Source organism: Nocardiopsis camelliae, assembly GCF_028993595.1.
GTDB classification, from domain to species: domain Bacteria; phylum Actinomycetota; class Actinomycetes; order Streptosporangiales; family Streptosporangiaceae; genus Nocardiopsis; species Nocardiopsis dassonvillei.
This window is the reverse complement of sequence record NZ_CP118614.1, coordinates 4,681,248-4,697,653: the sequence shown is the minus strand read 5'-3', so window position 1 is coordinate 4,697,653 and position 16,406 is coordinate 4,681,248. Positions and strand designations below refer to the sequence as shown.

The 16,406-nt window shown below is 72.0% G+C and carries 17 protein-coding genes; 9 read left to right on the top strand and 8 right to left on the bottom strand.

All coding sequences use genetic code 11. The features are described from left to right. Positions 1–3 precede the first annotated feature (3 nt). Both PV789_RS20470 and PV789_RS20465 read left to right on the top strand, forming a co-directional pair. Positions 4–429 (top strand): cytochrome c oxidase subunit 4, encoded by a 426-nt coding sequence (locus tag PV789_RS20470; RefSeq protein ID WP_013154164.1) that lies wholly within the window; start codon positions 4–6, stop codon positions 427–429. 429 nt (positions 430–858) lie between these two features. Beyond that, a complete protein-coding gene (locus PV789_RS20465) occupies positions 859–2,157 on the top strand; it encodes a L,D-transpeptidase (RefSeq protein ID WP_274974116.1) in 1,299 nt (432 codons plus the stop codon). Here PV789_RS20465 and PV789_RS20460 read toward each other — a convergent pair. The 5 genes from PV789_RS20460 to PV789_RS20440 form a co-directional block, all read right to left on the bottom strand. Beyond that, on the bottom strand, positions 2,154–3,308 hold the full coding sequence (locus tag PV789_RS20460; RefSeq protein ID WP_274974115.1) for a glycosyltransferase family 4 protein: 1,155 nt from the start codon (positions 3,306–3,308) through the stop codon (positions 2,154–2,156). The genes PV789_RS20465 and PV789_RS20460 overlap by 4 nt on opposite strands. A 132-nt stretch (positions 3,309–3,440) precedes the next feature. After that, positions 3,441–4,487 (bottom strand): C40 family peptidase, encoded by a 1,047-nt coding sequence (locus PV789_RS20455; RefSeq protein ID WP_274974114.1) that lies wholly within the window; start codon positions 4,485–4,487, stop codon positions 3,441–3,443. Between the two features lie 338 nt (positions 4,488–4,825). After that, positions 4,826–5,830 (bottom strand): C40 family peptidase, encoded by a 1,005-nt coding sequence (locus tag PV789_RS20450; RefSeq protein ID WP_274974113.1) that lies wholly within the window; start codon positions 5,828–5,830, stop codon positions 4,826–4,828. A 369-nt stretch (positions 5,831–6,199) separates the two neighbouring features. Continuing rightward, positions 6,200–7,642, bottom strand: coding sequence for an NYN domain-containing protein (locus tag PV789_RS20445; RefSeq protein ID WP_274974112.1), 1,443 nt, complete (start codon positions 7,640–7,642; stop codon positions 6,200–6,202). Beyond that, the gene (locus tag PV789_RS20440) at positions 7,639–7,920 is read right to left on the bottom strand and encodes a hypothetical protein (RefSeq protein ID WP_274974111.1); all 282 of its coding nucleotides are present in this window, start codon (positions 7,918–7,920) and stop codon (positions 7,639–7,641) included. Before PV789_RS20440 ends, PV789_RS20445 begins: the two co-directional genes overlap by 4 nt. Before the next feature lie 131 nt (positions 7,921–8,051). Between PV789_RS20440 and PV789_RS20435 the strand changes: the two genes are divergently transcribed. The 4 genes from PV789_RS20435 to PV789_RS20420 all read left to right on the top strand — a co-directional run bounded on the left by PV789_RS20435 (position 8,052) and on the right by PV789_RS20420 (position 11,371). Continuing rightward, positions 8,052–9,842 carry a DEDD exonuclease domain-containing protein gene (locus PV789_RS20435; protein WP_274974110.1) on the top strand — a complete coding sequence of 597 codons (1,791 nt, stop codon included), beginning with the start codon at positions 8,052–8,054 and terminating at the stop codon, positions 9,840–9,842. Then, a complete protein-coding gene (locus PV789_RS20430) occupies positions 9,820–10,584 on the top strand; it encodes a rhomboid family intramembrane serine protease (RefSeq protein WP_274974109.1) in 765 nt (254 codons plus the stop codon). Before PV789_RS20435 ends, PV789_RS20430 begins: the two co-directional genes overlap by 23 nt. Positions 10,585–10,660: 76 nt before the next feature. Next, complete coding sequence (locus PV789_RS20425) at positions 10,661–10,936, top strand: Lrp/AsnC family transcriptional regulator (RefSeq protein ID WP_274974108.1); 276 nt, start codon at positions 10,661–10,663, stop codon at positions 10,934–10,936. Between the two features lie 6 nt (positions 10,937–10,942). Next, a complete protein-coding gene (locus PV789_RS20420; RefSeq protein WP_274974107.1) occupies positions 10,943–11,371 on the top strand; it encodes a protein-tyrosine phosphatase family protein in 429 nt (142 codons plus the stop codon). A 94-nt stretch (positions 11,372–11,465) separates the two neighbouring features. Here PV789_RS20420 and trpD read toward each other — a convergent pair whose 3' ends face one another. The 3 genes from trpD to PV789_RS20405 form a co-directional block, all read right to left on the bottom strand. After that, positions 11,466–12,578 carry an anthranilate phosphoribosyltransferase gene (gene trpD / locus PV789_RS20415; protein WP_274974106.1) on the bottom strand — a complete coding sequence of 371 codons (1,113 nt, stop codon included), beginning with the start codon at positions 12,576–12,578 and terminating at the stop codon, positions 11,466–11,468. A gap of 69 nt (positions 12,579–12,647) precedes the next feature. Next, positions 12,648–12,785 (bottom strand): hypothetical protein, encoded by a 138-nt coding sequence (locus PV789_RS20410; protein ID WP_274974105.1) that lies wholly within the window; start codon positions 12,783–12,785, stop codon positions 12,648–12,650. Between the two features lie 5 nt (positions 12,786–12,790). Next, on the bottom strand, positions 12,791–13,231 hold the full coding sequence (locus tag PV789_RS20405) for a response regulator (RefSeq protein WP_274974104.1): 441 nt from the start codon (positions 13,229–13,231) through the stop codon (positions 12,791–12,793). Between the two features lie 478 nt (positions 13,232–13,709). Here PV789_RS20405 and ctaE point away from each other — a divergent pair, with 478 nt between their 5' ends. From ctaE to qcrA, 3 genes are read left to right on the top strand one after another with little or no spacing between them, the layout of a single operon-like run. Beyond that, positions 13,710–14,336 (top strand): aa3-type cytochrome oxidase subunit III, encoded by a 627-nt coding sequence (gene ctaE / locus PV789_RS20400; RefSeq protein WP_013154151.1) that lies wholly within the window; start codon positions 13,710–13,712, stop codon positions 14,334–14,336. A 17-nt stretch (positions 14,337–14,353) separates the two neighbouring features. After that, positions 14,354–15,289: a cytochrome bc1 complex diheme cytochrome c subunit gene (gene qcrC, locus PV789_RS20395; protein ID WP_274974103.1), complete on the top strand. Its 936-nt coding sequence runs from the start codon at positions 14,354–14,356 to the stop codon at positions 15,287–15,289. After that, the gene (gene qcrA, locus PV789_RS20390; protein WP_274974102.1) at positions 15,282–16,403 is read left to right on the top strand and encodes a cytochrome bc1 complex Rieske iron-sulfur subunit; all 1,122 of its coding nucleotides are present in this window, start codon (positions 15,282–15,284) and stop codon (positions 16,401–16,403) included. Before qcrC ends, qcrA begins: the two co-directional genes overlap by 8 nt. The last annotated feature ends 3 nt before the right edge of the window (positions 16,404–16,406 follow it).

Genomic DNA, 16,406 nt, shown 5'->3' with positions numbered 1-16,406 from the left:
GCAATGAAGACGCAGGCCTATCTGTTCATGGGCGTCTCGACCTTCTTCGGTCTGGCCGCCGCCCTGTACGTGTACTGGTCCTGGCAGGACACCGGCACGATCGAGTGGACGGGCACCACCGCCCTGGTGGTCTCCATCGGCTTCGGTTGGATGATCGGCTTCTGGCTCTGGCAGGCGGCCCGCCGCAGCGAGCACTTCCACGGGCTCCCCGCGGAGGAGCGGCTGGACGGGGAGATCTCCGAGAACTCCGGCGAGTACGGCTTCTTCAGCCCGCACAGCGCCTGGCCGCTGTGGGTGGCGCTGGCCGTGGCGTTCACCGCGGTGGGCGTGGCGATCGGCTGGTGGATGGTGTTCATCGGCGCCTTCGCCATCATCCTGACCGCCATCGGTTGGATCTTCGAGTACTACCGCAACGAGTTCCAGCACTAGGGGGTCGGGCCGCCGCACCGCGCGACGGCCCCCCACCCGACGGCCGGACGCGTCCCCGGGACGCGTCCGGCCGTCTTTCCTGTCACGGCCCTGACCGCGTGTGGGGTGGCCGTCGGCAACCCCCCGCGTGTTCGTGTCATGGCCTCGCGTGCTCCCGTCCGGGTGCTCAGTGTCATGGCTTCTCACACTCCGACCCCGGTGTCGGAGTCATGGCCTCGCGTGCTCCCGTCCGGGTGCCCAGTGTCATGGCTTCTCACACTCCGACCCCGGTGTCGGAGTCATGGCCTCGCGTGCTCCCGTCCGGGTGCTCAGTGTCATGACTTCCCACCGGGGTAAGGTTTTCCTGCACTTGACCTGACAGGGCACCGCGGACACGGGTGCGCCCCGCGCGCCGAGGTCCCGTCGCAACGGAGGCTGGAGGTCCTTGTCGTGAAGGGACGAGTTCGCGCACCCCGCGCTCTGGCGGCGGCCGCCGCCGCGGTCGCGCTCGCCGCGACGGCCTGCACCGGCCCCGCCCAGCAGGAGCCGGCTGCGGCTCCCAGCGAGGAGGCCGAGACCGGGCCGCGGATCAGCGTCACCCCCGAGGAGGGGGCCTCCTCCGTCGCCCCCGACACCCCGGTACGGGTGTCGGTGGAGGAGGGCTCGCTCACCGACGTCCGCGTCGAGCAGTCCCCCGCCGGGGAGGAGGGTGAGGACGCCGGGGCGGCCGGGGACGCCGAGCAGTGGGAGTTCACCGGCGCCCTGAGCGAGGACGGCACCCGGTGGGTGAGCGACTGGAACCTGGCTCCGGGCTCCGCGGTCACCGTCCGCGCCACCGCCGAGGACGACGCCGGGGAGACCTCCGAGGCGGTCGTGGAGTTCTCCACCGAGGAGGCCGTGCCCGGGCGGCGCCTGGAACTGGCCTCCAACTTCCCCACCTCCGGCGACACCGTCGGCGTGGGCATGCCGGTCATCGTCAACTTCGACCTGCCGGTGACCAACAAGGCCCAGGTGGAGAACTCCATGGAGGTGACCTCCGAGCAGGGGGTGGAGGGCGCCTGGAACTGGGTCGGCGACAAGACCGCGGTGTTCCGCCCCCGCGAGTACTGGGAGCCCTACCAGCAGGTGAGCGTGGACCTGCGCCTGGCGGGGGTGGAGGCCTCCGAGGGCGTCTACGGGATCGAGAACCACCGTCTGGAGTTCGAGGTCGGCCGCGAGATGGTCTCGACCATGCACGTGCCCGACCACGAGATGCTGGTGGAGATCGACGGCGAGCCCGCGCGCACCATCCCCGTGAGCAACGGCGAGGCCTCCAAGCGCCTCAACACCACCACCTCGGGGACGCACCTGACCATGGAGAAGTACGAGTCCCTGGTCATGGACGCGGCCACCCTGGGCATCCCCGAGGACTCGCCCGACTACTACAAGCTCGACGTGGACTGGGCGGTGCGCACCTCCAACAGCGGCGAGTTCGCCCACGCCGCTCCCTGGAACGACAGGATCGGGTCGGCCGACACCTCCAACGGCTGCACGAACATGTCGGTGGAGGACGCCCGCTGGTTCTACGAGAACTCCCTGATGGGCGACGTCCTGGAGACCACCGGGACCGACCGGGAGCTGGAGTGGGACAACGGCTGGGGTTTCTGGCAGCGGTCCTGGGACGAGTGGCTGGACCAGAGCGCGACCGGCGAGCCTCAGGTGACCGACGGTTCGGGCACCCCCGGCTCCGTGCACGGCGAGGGGCTCTAGGCGGGCAGGTCCGGGGAGCCCTCCAGGAGGGCGTCCAGGCGCCCGGCGGTGTGCTCCCAGGTCCAGGAGCGGCTCACCCACGCGCGGCCGCGTGCGCCCATCTGGGCGGCGCGCCCGGGGTCCTTCAGCAGGGCGATGAGGGCGCGCGCGGAGGGGCCGGGCAGTGAGCCGTCCACGACCAGGCCGGTCTCGCCGTCCCGGACCGTGGCGGGTGCGCCCCCGGAGTTCCCCGCGACCACCGGCAGGCCGCAGGCCGAGGCCTCCAGGTAGACGATGCCCAGGCCCTCGGCCTCCAGGCCGCCCCTACGGCTGCGGCAGGGCATGGCGAACACGTCGGCGGCGTCGTAGTAGGGCGGCAGGTCGCGGTGGGGGACCGAGCCGGTGAAGACCACTGACGGCGTTCCGCGCGCGGCCGAGAGCAGGCTCCGGCGGTGGGGGCCGTCGCCGACGACGAGCAGGACCGCGTCGGGCACCTCGGCCAGGACGCGGGGCCAGGCGCGGATCAGGGTGTCCTGGCCCTTGCGTGGCACGAGCCGGGACACGCACAGCACCACGGGGCGGTCGCCCAGGCCCAGGCGGGCGCGGACCTCCTCGCCGCCGACGCCGGGCCGGAAGACCCCGGTGTCCACGCCGGGCGTCAGTTGGCGCATGCGGGCGGCCGCGTCGGGGGACAGGGCGCGGGCCAGGTGGCGGCGGGTGTACTCGCCCAGGTAGGTGACGGTGTCGGTGGTGTCGCCGATGCGGCGCAGCGCCTCGCGGGATCCGGGCATCGTGGCCCACCAGGTCTCGTGGCCGTGGCTGATGGCCACCTGGCGTTTGACGGGGGTGCCCTCGCCCAGCCCGGCGGCGAGCAGTCCCAGCGGGGCGGCGGCGCCGTAGAGCACCGTGTCGCAGCCCTCCAGGTCGGCGATGGCGCGTGCCCGCCGTGCCACGCGCGGCGTGGGCAGCAGGACGCGGGCGGCGTCGCGCACGACGGGGAAGGGCTGGCGCAGGTCGAAGTGCGGGTCGGCGGCGGCGTCGGCCCGGGCGGGGGAGGAGCAGTAGACCACGACCGATCCGCGGGGGCGGCGCAGGGCCATCTCGTGGACGAAGGCCTCGATGCCGCCGGGCTTGGGCGGGAAGTCGTTGGTGATGATCAGAGTTCGCGGCACAGGGGCGAGTCTAGGCGCGGCGGGGTCGGCGGGGGGCGTTCCACGCGGGCCGGGCCGCGGCGCGGGGCGGGTCCGGAAGACGGCGGTGCCCCGCGACGGCGTGCGTCGCGGGGCACCGGGGCCGGGCGCCGGTCAGGGGCGGACGGCGGTGACGAAGTTGGCGCGGTAGTAGTCGTTCAGGGTGACCGTGCCGATGGGGCGGGCCGAGGTGGAGGCGTGCACCATGACGTTGTCGCCCGCGTACAGGCCCACGTGCTCGGGGCCGCTGCCGCCGGGGTAGAAGAACAGCAGGTCGCCGGGCTGCTTGTTCTCCCAGGAGACCCGCTGGCCCGCGTTGACCTGCTGGTAGGTGGTGCGGGGCAGGCTGACTCCGGCGGAGGCCCAGGCGGCCTGGGTCAGGCCGGAGCAGTCGTAGGAGCCGGGGCCGGTGGCGCCCCAGCCGTAGGGCTTGCCGATCTGGGCGTAGGCGAAGTCCAGGGCGGTCCTGGCGTTGCCCGAGGCGGGGCCGGTGTAGCTGCCGCCGCCTCCTCCTCCGCCGCCGCTTCCGCCGCTGCCCCCGCCGCCGGTCTGGCCGACGTTCTGGGTGGCAGCGGCCTGCTCCTCCGCGGTCAGCTCCGAGAGGAGTCCCTCCTGCTCGTCGATGGCCTCCTCGGCCGCCTCGGTGGCCTCCTCGGCCTCCTTGAGGGCCTCGGCGGCCTCCTCCTCGGTGGCGCTGGCCTCGGCCTCCAGGGCCTCCAGGTTCTCCAGCTCGGTGACGTACTGCTCCAGGTTGCCGTCGTTCTGGGCCGACAGGTAGTCCAGGTCGGCCTGGTGGGTCAGGGCGTCCTCGGGGCCGGTGGAGCTGAGCAGTTGGTGGAAGGAGGTGAAGTCGACGCCGGTGTAGGTGGAGCTGGCGAGCTGCCGGGCGCCCAAGCCGAGTTCGGCGACCTTCTCCTCGGCGGCCTCAACCTCCTCCAGGATGCCCTCCAGCTCCTCCTGGGCGGCCTCGTGCGTCTCCTTGGCCTCGTTGTAGGCCGCGTTGAGCTCGATGTACTCCTCTTCGAGGGTCTCGATCTCCTCGCGGACCTCCTCGGCGGTCGGATCGGCGTAGGCCACCGCGGCGGGTAGCAGAAGGGCCGCGGCGGTCAGGGAGGACAAGACCGCGGTGCGGCGCCTGCGGACGTGACGGGATGCCAACACGTGGTAGACCTTTCTCCCCTTGTCCCATGCCGTGGGGAAGGGTCGAGGGATGCGCCGGGCGGGGGCTGGGGGCCTTCCGGGCGGGGCCGGGAGGGTGCGGGGCCGTGACCCGCGGGGTGGGGTCGGCCCGACCGGGGCGCGGCCGTCACCGCCAGGGGGCGGTGAATGAGGTGGCAACCGCGCTCGGCGATGAACACTAGTGCATCCGCCGGGTCGCTCTCAACCTTTTCGTGATGTTCCACCGGTTGGTGCTGCCTGTCCGAAAACCGGGTTGCTGTCCGTTAAACGGCGGCGGGCCGCCACCCGGCGGGTGACGGCCCTTCGTGCTTCGGTCCCCTCTACGGGCGGACGGCGAACTGGAACTGGCCGCCCCAGTAGGCGGCCAGGCCGACGACCTCGATGTTGCTGCCGCTGCTGGGCGCGTGCACCATCTGGCCGTTTCCGGCGTAGAGCCCGTCGTGGCTCAGGCCGCCGAAGAAGAACATGATGTCGCCGGGCTGGAGGGCGTTCATGTCGTAGATGCGGTTGCCCACCTCGGCCTGGGCGTAGGTGGTGCGGGGCAGGTCGACGCCGCCCGCGCGCCAGGCGGCCTGGACCAGGCCGGAGCAGTCGTAGCCGTTGGGGCCGGTGCCGCCCCACACGTAGGGCTTGCCGATCTGGGCGTAGGCGAAGTCCAGGGCCGCGCCCGCGCTGCCCGAGGCGGAGCCGGTGTAGGACTGTCCGCCGCTGCTGTCGGCGCCCTCGGCGGCCGGGTCGGAGTCGGGGAACTGGGCCAGGAGCGTCTCCTGCTCCTCCAGCTTCTCCTCGACGCCGGTCTTGGCCTCCTCGGCCTCCTCCAGCGCGGTCCCGGCCTCGTCCAGGGCCTCCTCGGCCTCGTCCTTGAGGGCGAACAGCCGCTCGTGGGAGGCGCCGAACTCGTCGAGCTGGGCCTTCTGGGCCTCCGACAGGTAGTTGAGGTCGGCGTTCTGCTCCAGCAGGCTCTCGGGGCCGTCGGAGGAGAGGATGTTGGTCATGGAGTCCAGGTCGCCGGACTGGTAGGTGGCGCTGGCGAGCTCCTGCACCTTGCCGCGCAGCTCCTCGTAGCGCTCCTCCTCGTCGCCGACCTGCTCGTCGAGGTCCTCGTAGAGGGTCTCGGCGACGTCGTGGTCCTCCTTGGCCTGGTTGTACTCCTCGACCGCGGTGGAGACCTCCTCGCGCAGCTCCTCGATCTTGTCTTCGACCTCGTCCTGGGTCGGCTCCGCGTAGGCGGTGCCGGGGACGAGCATGGTGCCCGCGACGACCGCGCTGATTCCGGTCGTGGCGGCGAATCGGCGAGCCGTACGTCGTCCACCGGGGTTCTTCATGGCGGTCCACGCTCCTTGGGGTCGGGCAAGTCCGCATAGGGGTGCGGGGAGAACAGTGACGGGGCCCGCGCGGGGCGCGGGCGCGGGTGAGTGTGCGGGTCCCGACCGGCGGGCTCAGTCGCGGCCTTGCTGTCCGGTGGAGCACTCACGTTCCGGGAAGAACCTAGCGGACCGTTCTGCACAGCTCAACCACGGGACCCCGTACGTGCCGGTGTTCACAGCGCGTGCCGTGGTCCGCGGCACGCGCGTCGTTCCTGGGAGGGAGCCGCGGACCGAGCGGGGTAACGAAGAGGTAACGCCTGGGGTCGGTGTGTCCCCGCGGCGCCGGGGCGGGGCCGCGCCCGCCCGTGCGGCGGGCGCCCGGCCCCGTCAGCCGTGCGACTCCAGGCGGCGAAGGAAGATCGTCGAGGGCACCGCGCGCGCCCCGGCGCGGCGCACCGCCGTCACGATCTCGCGGTCGGAGGTGACCACCGCGATCGGCCGCCCGGGGGGTTCGGCGCGCACCAGCCGCACGATCAGCTCGTCCGCGGTCTCCCCGGGCGCGCTGAACAGCAGCCGCACCCGGCGCGGCGCCGCCATCACCGGCGGGGTGTCCACGTCCGCGCCGTCGAACACGCACGTGATCTCGGCCTTGGTCCGGCTGGCCAGCCCCTCCAGGGAGTTCATCAGCCGGGTGCGCTGGTCGGCCAGGGGGAGGGTCCCGTAGCCGGTCTTGGTGACGTTGTAGCCGTCCACCAGCAGGTGCACCCGGGGCGCGGTGAGCAGGTGCTCCAGCAGGCCGGGGTCGTCGTCGGGCAGACCGCCCAGCGACACCCGCCGCTGCTGCTCGGTCTCGGCCACCAGGTCGGCGGGGCTGTCCAGGGCGGTGGGCAGTGCCAGTTCGCGGCGCAGGCCGTGGGAGGCCTCCACCAGCACGTCCAGCAGCACGCGCAGCCGCGCCTCGTCGGCGTTGCGCCCGGCGCGCACCGCCCGCCGGGCGTTGTCCAGCTGGGCCTCGGCGGCGGCCAGCCTCGATCTCAGCCGCCGGTTCTGCGACTCCAGCGCGCCGACCCGCGCGGCCGACTCCGACTCGCGTCCGGCCGTCTCGGTCAGCGCGCGCGAGGCCCGCTCGGTGGCCTCCTTGGCCCGCTGGCGCTCGGTGTGCACCTTGCGGCGCAGCTCGGCGATCTCGGTGCGCTGGGACTTGATCTGGGACCGCAGCCGCTCCAGCTCCTCCTGGTGGCCGTGCCGGGTCTCGTCCAGTTGGCGGCGGGCGGCGTCCAGGGCCTCCGCGGCCTGGTCCGCCTCCTTGGCGCTGGTCTGGCGCTCCAGCTCCCGGTGGACGTCCTCGACGATGCCGGGCCATCCCGGGGGCCGCAGCAGGTAGGCGGAGGCGGCCACGGCCACGGGGTCGGCCGCGGGGGGCACCACGCCCGAGCGCAGGCCCTCGGCCAGCTCGGGCCACACCTGGTCCACGCGGGCCGCGACCATGCCGCGGAAGGCCTCGTCGTTCTCCAGCTGGGCGGCGATCTGCGGTCCGGCGAGCCGGGCCCGGCGGCGCGGCTCGAACCTGGCGACCCTGCGCAGCAGCGGGGGCAGGTCGCTCGCGCGCATGCCGCCGAGCACGTCCGAGCCGTACTCGACGACCCGGGCGCGCACCTGCTCGGGCAGCGGCCGGGCCAGCCGTTCGCCGCCGTCACCGCCGTTGCCGTCACCGCCGCTGTCGCCGCCGTCATCGCCGACGCCGTGGCCGCGGTCCCGCGCCGGGTGGTCGCCACCGTCGAGCGGGTCGCCGCCGTCGGAGTCGCCGCCCGCACCGGGGCGGGCGCTCATGCCCGACCCGTCGGGCTCTCCGCCGAGGAGCCGGGGACCGGCCGGTCGGCGTCGGGGCGGGCGATGATCTCGACGCTGTCGGTGGCGCCGCACCAGCGGCACCGCACCCGCTCGATGGTCTCGGAGAGCACGGTGCGCTCCTCGACCCCGCCCTCACCGGCCAGGTCCAGGTGGACGTAGTCCTGGGAGCGCACGGTCCGGGTCACGTCGAACCGTGTGAGATTGCCGCATCCGGTGCACCGCCACCGCTCACTGTCACCCGGCATCGCGATCCCCACGGTTCCTCCCTCGTCTGGTGCTCTGGCGGGGCGGCGGCCCGGCCGCCGCCCCGATGACCCACATCTTTGCATGTCGGGCAGGTCAGACCGTATTCCGACGGGTTGTCCCCGCCGCCGACTACCCTGACCGGGTGGTTCGACAGTCCTCGGCGCCCGCCGGCGTGCAGACCAGCATCAGCGACCTCGGTACGCCGTTGGCCGCGGCGTCCTTCGTGGTGCTGGACCTGGAGACCACCGGCACCAGCGCCAGCGGCTCCCGGATCACGGAGGTCGGCGCGGTCAGGGTGCGCGGCGGCGAGGTCGTCGGCGAGTTCGCCACCCTGGTGGATCCAGGTACCCCCATACCGGCCAACATCACCCTCCTGACGGGGATCACCCAGTCGATGGTGGCCTCGGCCCCGCCGATGGAGGAGGTCCTGCCCCGGCTGCTGGCCTTCCTGGACGCCGAACCCGACACCGTGCTGGTGGCCCACAACGCGCCCTTCGACACCGGCTTCCTCAAGGCCGCGTGCGAACGCCACGGCACGGACTGGCCCGGCTACCCGGTCGTGGACACGCTGCGCCTGGCCCGCGCCGTGCTCGCGCGCGGCGAGACGCGCAACCACCGGCTGGCCACGCTGGCGGTCTACTTCGGGGTCCCGGTCGCGCCCAACCACCGCGCCCTGGAGGACGCCCGCGCCACCGTCGGCGTCCTGCACGGGCTCGTGGAGCGCCTGCGCCCCATGGGGGTGTCCAGCGTGGAGGAGCTGCGCGCGGTCACCAAGCCGCCCACCAAGGCCCAGCGCAGCAGGCGCCACCTGGCCGAGGGCCTGCCGGAGGAGCCGGGCGTGTACGTGTTCACCGACGCCCGCGGGGAGAGCCTCTACGTCGGCAAGAGCAAGAACCTGCGCCGCCGGGTGCGCACCTACTTCACCGCGGCCGAGAGCCGCCAGCGCATCCGCGAGATGGCGGGCCTGGTAGCGGGTGTGACCCCCATCGTGTGCTCCAGCGAGCTGGAGGCCTCCGTCCGCGAGCTGCGCATCATCGCCGAACGCAAACCGCCCTACAACCGGCGTTCGCGCAACCCCGAGCGGGCCTCCTGGGTCCGGCTCACCGCCGACGCCTTCCCGCGCCTGTCCGTGGTGCGCACGGCCGACGGCGAGGGCGCGGCCCACATCGGGCCCTACTCCTCGCCCCGCGAGGCCGAGCGCGCCAGGGAGGCGCTGCTCCACGTCTTCCCGCTGCGCCAGTGCGCGCACACCTTCCGGCCCCCGAAGGCGGCCGTCGGGGGAGACGGTGGAGGGGCCCGCGTCGCCCCGGAGGTGGTCACCTCGGGAGCGCGGTGGACGGGTCCGTGCGTGGTGGCCCAGCTGGGCCGCTGCGGCGCGCCCTGCGACGGCAGCGAGAGCGTGGCCGAGTACGCGGTGCACGCCGAGGCGGCGCGCGTGGCGATGACCGGGGACCCCGCCGCCGTGGTGGACGCGCACACCGCGCGCATCGGCGAACTCGCCGCCGACCTGCGCTACGAGGAGGCCGCGCACCTGCGCGACCGCCTCACCGCGTTCCTGCGCGGAGCCAGACGGGCCCAGCGCCTGTCGGCCATCGCCGCGGTCGCGCACCTGGTCGCCTCCCGCCGCACCGCCGCTGGCTGGGAGACCTGCGTGGTCCGCCACGGCCGCCTGGCCGCCAGCGCCGTGCTGCGCCCGGGCACCGACCCCGCCGCGTTCCTGGCCTCCCTCGTGGCCACCGCCGAGTACGTGCCCGCCGGGCACGGGCCCAGCCCCGGCGCGCTCCCGGGGGAGACCGAGCTGGTCCTGGACTGGCTCGCCGACCCCGCCACCCGGCTGGTCGAGATCGACGGGGAGTGGACATGCCCGTTGCGCAGCGCCGAGGCGCACACCGGGATGACACACTGGGCCCATGGCCGCGCTTCCGCTCAATGACGACTACCCCGTCCGCCGCGTCCCCGTCGTCTCGTACACGCTGGTCGCGGTCAACGTCCTCGTCTACCTGGTCTCACCGCAGGCGCTGACCGCGGTGTGGTACCCGGCGGACATGTTCGAGCGCTTCTGCGCGATCCAGGACTACTTCATGTACTGGGGGGCGGTGCCCGCCGAGATCACGGGCCGGACCGACCTGGTCCCGCACGCGGTCCCCGAGTGCGGGCAGCTCGACGGCAAGCCGGTGTGGTTCTCGGTGTTCAGCTCGATGTTCCTGCACAGCGGGCCCGGGCACCTGATCGGCAACCTGGTGTACCTGTTCGTGTTCGGGCCCGTGGTCGAGGACCGGATCGGCAAGCTGCGCTTCACGGGGCTGTACCTGGCCACCGGGGTCGCCGCCGCCTACGGCTTCGCGCTGACCGACGTCGACGCCGCCATGCCCATGGTGGGCGCGTCCGGGGCCATCTCGGGCGTACTGGGCGCCTACCTGGTCGTGCAGTTCCGCAGCCGGGTGACCACGCTGGTGTTCGGGGTGATCCCGATGCGCCTGCCCGGGTGGGCCGTGGTGGGCAGCTACTTCGCTCTTCAGTATCTTCTCTACGTCACCACATCGAGCGCCCCCGGCGCCGGAGGCGGCGTCGCCTACGCGGCGCACGTGTACGGGTTCGTCGCGGGGGTGGTCGTGGGACTGGTGGTCTACCGGCTGCGATGGCGCTCCGGGACGCGGCTGTCCGACGTCTACTAGGCGCACGCCCCGGTGCGCCCCGGCGCGGTCGTCGCGCCCGTCCCGACATTTTCCGAGGAACCGCCCTGGAGGCACAGTGATCACCGCGATCGTCATGATCAAGGCCGACGTCCACCGCATCCCCGAGGTCGCCGGGGCGATCGCGGAGATCGACGGGGTGAGCGAGGTCTACTCGGTCACCGGCGGCGTCGACCTCATCGCCATGGTGCGGGTGCGCAGGCACGAGGACCTGGCCGAGGTGATCCCCGGCCGGGTGAACAAGGTGCCCGGCGTGCTCTCCTCTGACACCCACATCTCCTTCCAGGCCTACTCCAGGCACGACCTGGAGTCGGCCTTCGCCCTGGGCTGGTAGCCGGTCGTGGCCGCTACCTGGAATGCGGAGGAGCCGAGGGTGCTCGCGCTGCCCTCGGGCAGGCTGGTGCGCGGCCGGGGCCTGAGGAGCCCGCTGCCGTCCGGGCCCGCGCCCGACCTCGGGCTGTACCTGCTGGGCCGCGAACCGGCGCCCGTGCCCTGGGAGGGGCGCTGGCTGCGGTGGCGGGACTTCGGGCTGCCCTCCGACCCCGGGGCCGTGCGCGCGGCCCTGCGCGAGGCGTGGGAGCGCGCCGGGTCCGAACGCGTCGAGGTCGCCTGCGGTGGCGGCCGGGGGCGCACCGGCACGGCGCTGGCGTGCCTGGCGGTGCTGGACGGGGTCCCCGCGCGCGAGGCGGTCGCCGTCCGCGCGCACTACTCGCCGCGTGCGGTGGAGACCCCCTGGCAGAGCCGTTTCGTGGCCCGCTTCGAGTCCTGAGCCCCGCCACGGGCGGACCACCGGCCCCGGCGGGCGGGCGGAACGCCGCGGGCGCGGCGACGGGTCGCCCCGCCGCCGCGCCCCCGGAGCGTGTTCACAGCGACTTGGCGTACTGCTGGCTGGTCTCCACCCAGCGCTCCAGCGCGCGCTCGGCGGCGCCGCTGTCCACCGCCGCGGCGGCCCGCTCGTACCCGGCGCGCACCGACTCCAGCAGGGGGCCCCGGATGCCGTCCACGGCGGCCAGGGCGGCGCCCGCGTTGAGCAGCACGGCGTCGCGCACCGGGCCGGTGCGGCCGGCCAGGAGGTCGCGCACGGCCTGGGCGTTGAACCCGACGTCGCCGCCGCGCAGGTCCTCGGGCCGTGAGCGGGCGATGCCCAGGTCGGCGGGGTCGAGCGTCTCGCGCCGGGCAGCGCCGTCACCCACCACCCACACGGTGGAGGTGGTCGTGGTGGTCAGCTCGTCCAGCCCGTCGTCGCCCCGGAACACCAGCGCCGAGGAGCCGCGGCGAGCGAACACCCCGGCGATCACCTCGCACATGCGCTCGTCGAACACCCCGATGGCCGAGGTGGTGGGCTGGGCCGGGTTGGTCAGCGGGCCCAGGAAGTTGAACACCGTCGGCACCGCCAGTTCGCGGCGGGGCTTGGCTGTGAAGCGGAACGAGGGGTGGAAGACCGGGGCGAAGCAGAAGGCGATGCCCGCCTCCTCGGCCACCCGCACGGTCAGCTCCGGCGGCAGGTCCAGGACCACGCCCAGGCGCTCCAGCACGTCGGCGGTGCCGCAGGAGGAGGACGCCGCCCGGTTGCCGTGCTTGACCACGCGGGCGCCCGCGGCCGAGGCCACGATCGCCGCCATCGTGGACACGTTCACGGTGTGCGCGCGGTCGCCGCCGGTGCCGACGATGTCCAGGGTCGGCCCGGGGACGTGGATGCGCACGGCGTTGTCGAGCATGCCCCGGGCCAGGCCGGTCACCTCCGACACGCTCTCGCCCTTGGCGCGCAGCGCGATGGCGAACCCGGCGATCTGGGCGTCGGTCGCGGCCTCGGACATGATCTCGTTCATCGCCCACGCGGTGTCGTCGGCGCTCAGGGTCCGTCCGCTCAGCAGGGCGGTGATGAGGTTGGACCAGGTCCGCTCGGTCACGGCGGACGGCTCGTCGGAGTTCGCGGCTCCGGATCCGGCGGGAGGGTTGGCTGCGGGGACGTTCATCTGGGTTGCTCCACGGTGAAGGAACGGGCACGGAAGGGGCCGGGGGCGCGGCGCGCGGGCGGGCCGCCCTCAGGCGCTGGGAGGAAGGGGCGCGGCGTGGGCGCGCCATCGCCCGATGTCGGCGCCGTGGTGCAGGGCCGCGCCCACCGCGCGGCGGCGGCGCGGCTCCGCGTCGCCGCGGTGGCCCGTTCCGAGACCGTCTCGCACGCGTGTCACCCGTTCAGGGCCGCCGCGACCCGCTGGCGCATGAGCTCGGCCAGGGCTTCGGCGAGCGCGACGGGGTCGATCGGGTGGCTGACGACCTGCTCGGCCTGGGACCAGGTGGCCAGCCAGCCGTCGTCGCGCCGTCCCACCAGCAGCAGGACCGGCGGGCAGCGGTAGATCTCGTCCTTGACCTGGCGGCACAGGCCCATCCCGCCGACGGGGGAGGCCTCGCCGTCGAAGATCGCCACGTCCACGCGTGCGGCGGGGTCGGTGTCCTCCAGCTTGCGCAGGACCATGGGCGCGGTCGCGCACTCGACGAACTCCACGAGGGGAACGTCGGCAGAGGGGCGCCGGCCGACCGCCAGCCGCACCTGCTCGCGGGTGTCGGCGTCGTCGCTGTAGACCAGCACGCGCATCCTGGCACCCGTGTCCGTACCGCTGACCACCATCGCGCAACCGTCCCATCGCTTCTGTCCGCGGCCGTCGCCGTGGGGGTGCGGCCGGGGCGTTCGTTGGCTGTATGCCCTCTGACTGTATTGCCTCGGGGCCCCGCTGCACAGAAGAGGGGCCGGGGGCGTGCCGGGTACTGAGACCTGGGCCACCACATTCAGAGCACGGGCTAACCCCACCCCCAAGTCCTGTTATCAAAAGGTGATTTTCTTGATGTCTGGCCGTAACCTGTCGTAGGCCGGGCCGACACCTCAGGGGTGCTGGATCGCCCTAGCCGCAGGGGATCCCGAATTTCGGTCACTCTGGGTATGTTACTGGTGTGGCTGGAGGGGCAAAGCCGATACAGTAACGTCCGAGTCACGATCAACCGGTGCCAGCTGGCCGTCCGGGGCCCCAGAGCGCCCCGTACCGGGCCTGACCCGCCCTGTTACGGAGAGTCGGGTACGGCCCTCTCCGAGATGCCGTAATAATGCTGGCGTGGCGACAGCAACCGCGAACCCAAAATCAGCACCGACACCAGCACATGGTGCGGCAAAGCGTCCTGACCTGGTGAGCGTTGGCACCATCGTTTGGTTGGCCAACGAGCTCATGTTCTTCGCTGCGCTGTTCGCGATGTACTTCACGATCCGATCGGTGACCAACGGAAACCCCGACCTGGGGCAGTGGCCCGACACCCACCTGAACGTGCCGTGGGCGTCGGCGATCACCGTGGTCCTGGTGGCTTCGAGCTTCACCGCGCAGGCCGGCGTTTGGGCCGCCGAGCGCGGTGACGTCAAGAAGCTGCGTATGTGGTTCTTCATCACGTTCTTCATGGGCCTGTTCTTCGTCCTTGGGCAGGCCTACGAGTACTACGAGCTCATCTTCCACGGGGGCCTGACTCTTCAGTCGAGCGCTTACGGGTCGATGTTCTACCTGACCACGGGCTTCCACGGACTCCACGTCATCGGTGGGCTGATCGCGTTCCTCATCATGTTGGGACGTACGTACGCCGCGAAGCGCTTCACCCACCAGCAGGCGACCAGCGCGATCGTCGTGTCCTACTACTGGCACTTCGTCGATGTGGTCTGGATCGCTTTGTTCTTCACCATCTACTTCATCCAGTAACCCGAAACGGGGAAACCGTGAAATGGATTACCGCGCGGCGGCGGCATCCCCTGGCGGGGTATGTCGTCGTCATCCTCGCGCTAGCCCTGTTCGGGGTGGGGTACGCCGCTCTGGCGCCCACCGCGGACCAGGCCCAGGCGCAGACTCTGGCCGCTGAGGCTCCTCCTTCGGCCGATGAGGTCGATGTGGCCAACGGCGAGGACATCTTCAACCAGACGTGCGCGACCTGTCACAACTACGACGGCAGTGGCACCTACGGTGAGGACGGGGAGTACACCCGGGGTCCTGACATCCGTGACTCGGGTGCGGCGGCCATCGATTTTCAGGTCAGCACGGGGCGTATGCCGTCGATGAACCCCGACGCGCAGATGCCGCGCAAGCCGATGGCGATGTCGGAGGAGGATCTGCAGGACCTGATCGCGTACTACAACGCGCAGATCAGGACTGGTGGTCCTGATGTTCCTTATGACGTTCCGGGTGAGGCGCCCGAGCGTGGGGAGTTCGAGGACGAGGCTTCTTATGAGGCCGCGCTTGAGGAGTTCGAGGCCGAGTACGAGGCTTACGTCCAGGGCGCTGACGACACTGACATGGGTATGCGTCTGTACCTGACCAACTGTGCGCATTGCCATGGTTGGTCTGGTGGGGGTGGTGCTCTTACGGATGGTCGTTGGGCTCCGGAGATTCATGACGCGTCCGCGCGTCAGATCTATGAGGCGATGGTCAGTGGTCCGGGTGCGATGCCGATGTTCAGTGACACGGTGATCGAGCCGGAGGAGAAGCAGGAGTTGATCTCCTATATCAAGACTCTCCAGGCCGAACCCAACGCCGGAGGCATTTTCGATCTGGACCGTGTCGGCCAGGTCGCCGAGGGTTTGATCAGCTGGGTCGTCGGCCTCGCTCTGATCATTGCCTGCGCGATCTGGATCACCGCGAAGCAGCGAGCTCATGACTGAGAACAACAGCAACGACAGCAGCGGGGGAGAGGCCACGCCCGAACGCGTGGTCGGCACCCCCAAGGCCGGAGACCCCGTGGTCTCCGGCACTTCCACGACTTCGGAGGGGGTCCACGAAGGACCGTACAAGGCCTCCGAGACGCACGCGCGGCCGGAGGAGATGCAGCGTCGGGGCGAGAAGCTCGCCTCGGTGTGGTTCGTGATCGCCTTCCTGGGCGGGATCGGCTTCCTGGTCGCCTACTTCCTCTTCGGTCCGAGCCGGATCGCCGACCCGCAGATCGCCCAGTACTCGAACATGCTGCTGGGCGGCACGCTGACGCTGGCCATGTTCGGCATCGGTGCGGGTATGACGGTGTGGGCGCGTCAGGTGATGCCGCACTACGAGGTGGCCTCTCCCTACGACGAGCTGCCCTCGGACGAGAAGGAGAAGGGCTCCTTCAGCGCCTTCTTCATGCGGGGCGCCGACGAGAGCGGTTTCACCAAGCGTCCGCTGATGCGCCGCACGCTCATCCTGGCGATGCTGCCGCTGGGGCTGGCACCGATCGTGCTGCTGCGCGACACCGGCCCGCTGCCCGGCGACAAGCTCAAGACCACGCCGTGGCGCGACGGCCGCCGGATGTACGTCGAGGGCACCCACCGCGCCATTCGCGCGGAGGACTTCGAGAACGACCCCAACGGGATGATCTCGGCCCTGCCCGCGATCGACGACGACCACTACCCGCACGGGATCAGCCTCAACGACCAGGCCAAGTCCGTCATCCTCCTGATCAAGGTCCCCGAGGAGGACTGGCAGGAGCGGATGACCGAGGAGGTCGAGGGCGCCGACGGTCAGACGCGTCTGAACTGGACGCACAACGGCATCGTCGCCTACTCCAAGATCTGCACCCACGTGGGCTGCCCCGCGGCCCTGTACGAACGCACGACGCACCGCATCCTGTGCCCGTGCCACCAGTCGACGTTCGACGCGTCGAACGCGGCCGAGGTCGTGTTCGGTCCGGCGCACCGGCCGCTGCCGCAGCTGCCGATCGGTGTCGACGACGAGGGCTACCTCATCGCGACCGGCGACTTCGTCGCGCCGCCCGGTCCGACGTTCTGGGATTACGCGAAGGACTAGCCG

Bases quoted from the DNA above. Each gene is read 5' to 3' on its own strand.
- PV789_RS20470 (WP_013154164.1), top strand. From the start codon at position 4: ATGAAGACGCAGGCCTATCTGTTCATGGGCGTCTCGACCTTCTTCGGT.
- PV789_RS20450 (WP_274974113.1), bottom strand. From the start codon at position 5,830: ATGAAGAACCCCGGTGGACGACGTACGGCTCGCCGATTCGCCGCCACG.
- PV789_RS20405 (WP_274974104.1), bottom strand. From the start codon at position 13,231: ATGGTGGTCAGCGGTACGGACACGGGTGCCAGGATGCGCGTGCTGGTC.
- qcrA (WP_274974102.1), top strand. From the start codon at position 15,282: ATGACTGAGAACAACAGCAACGACAGCAGCGGGGGAGAGGCCACGCCC.
- trpD (WP_274974106.1), bottom strand. From the start codon at position 12,578: ATGAACGTCCCCGCAGCCAACCCTCCCGCCGGATCCGGAGCCGCGAAC.
- PV789_RS20430 (WP_274974109.1), top strand. From the start codon at position 9,820: ATGGCCGCGCTTCCGCTCAATGACGACTACCCCGTCCGCCGCGTCCCC.
- PV789_RS20445 (WP_274974112.1), bottom strand. From the start codon at position 7,642: ATGAGCGCCCGCCCCGGTGCGGGCGGCGACTCCGACGGCGGCGACCCG.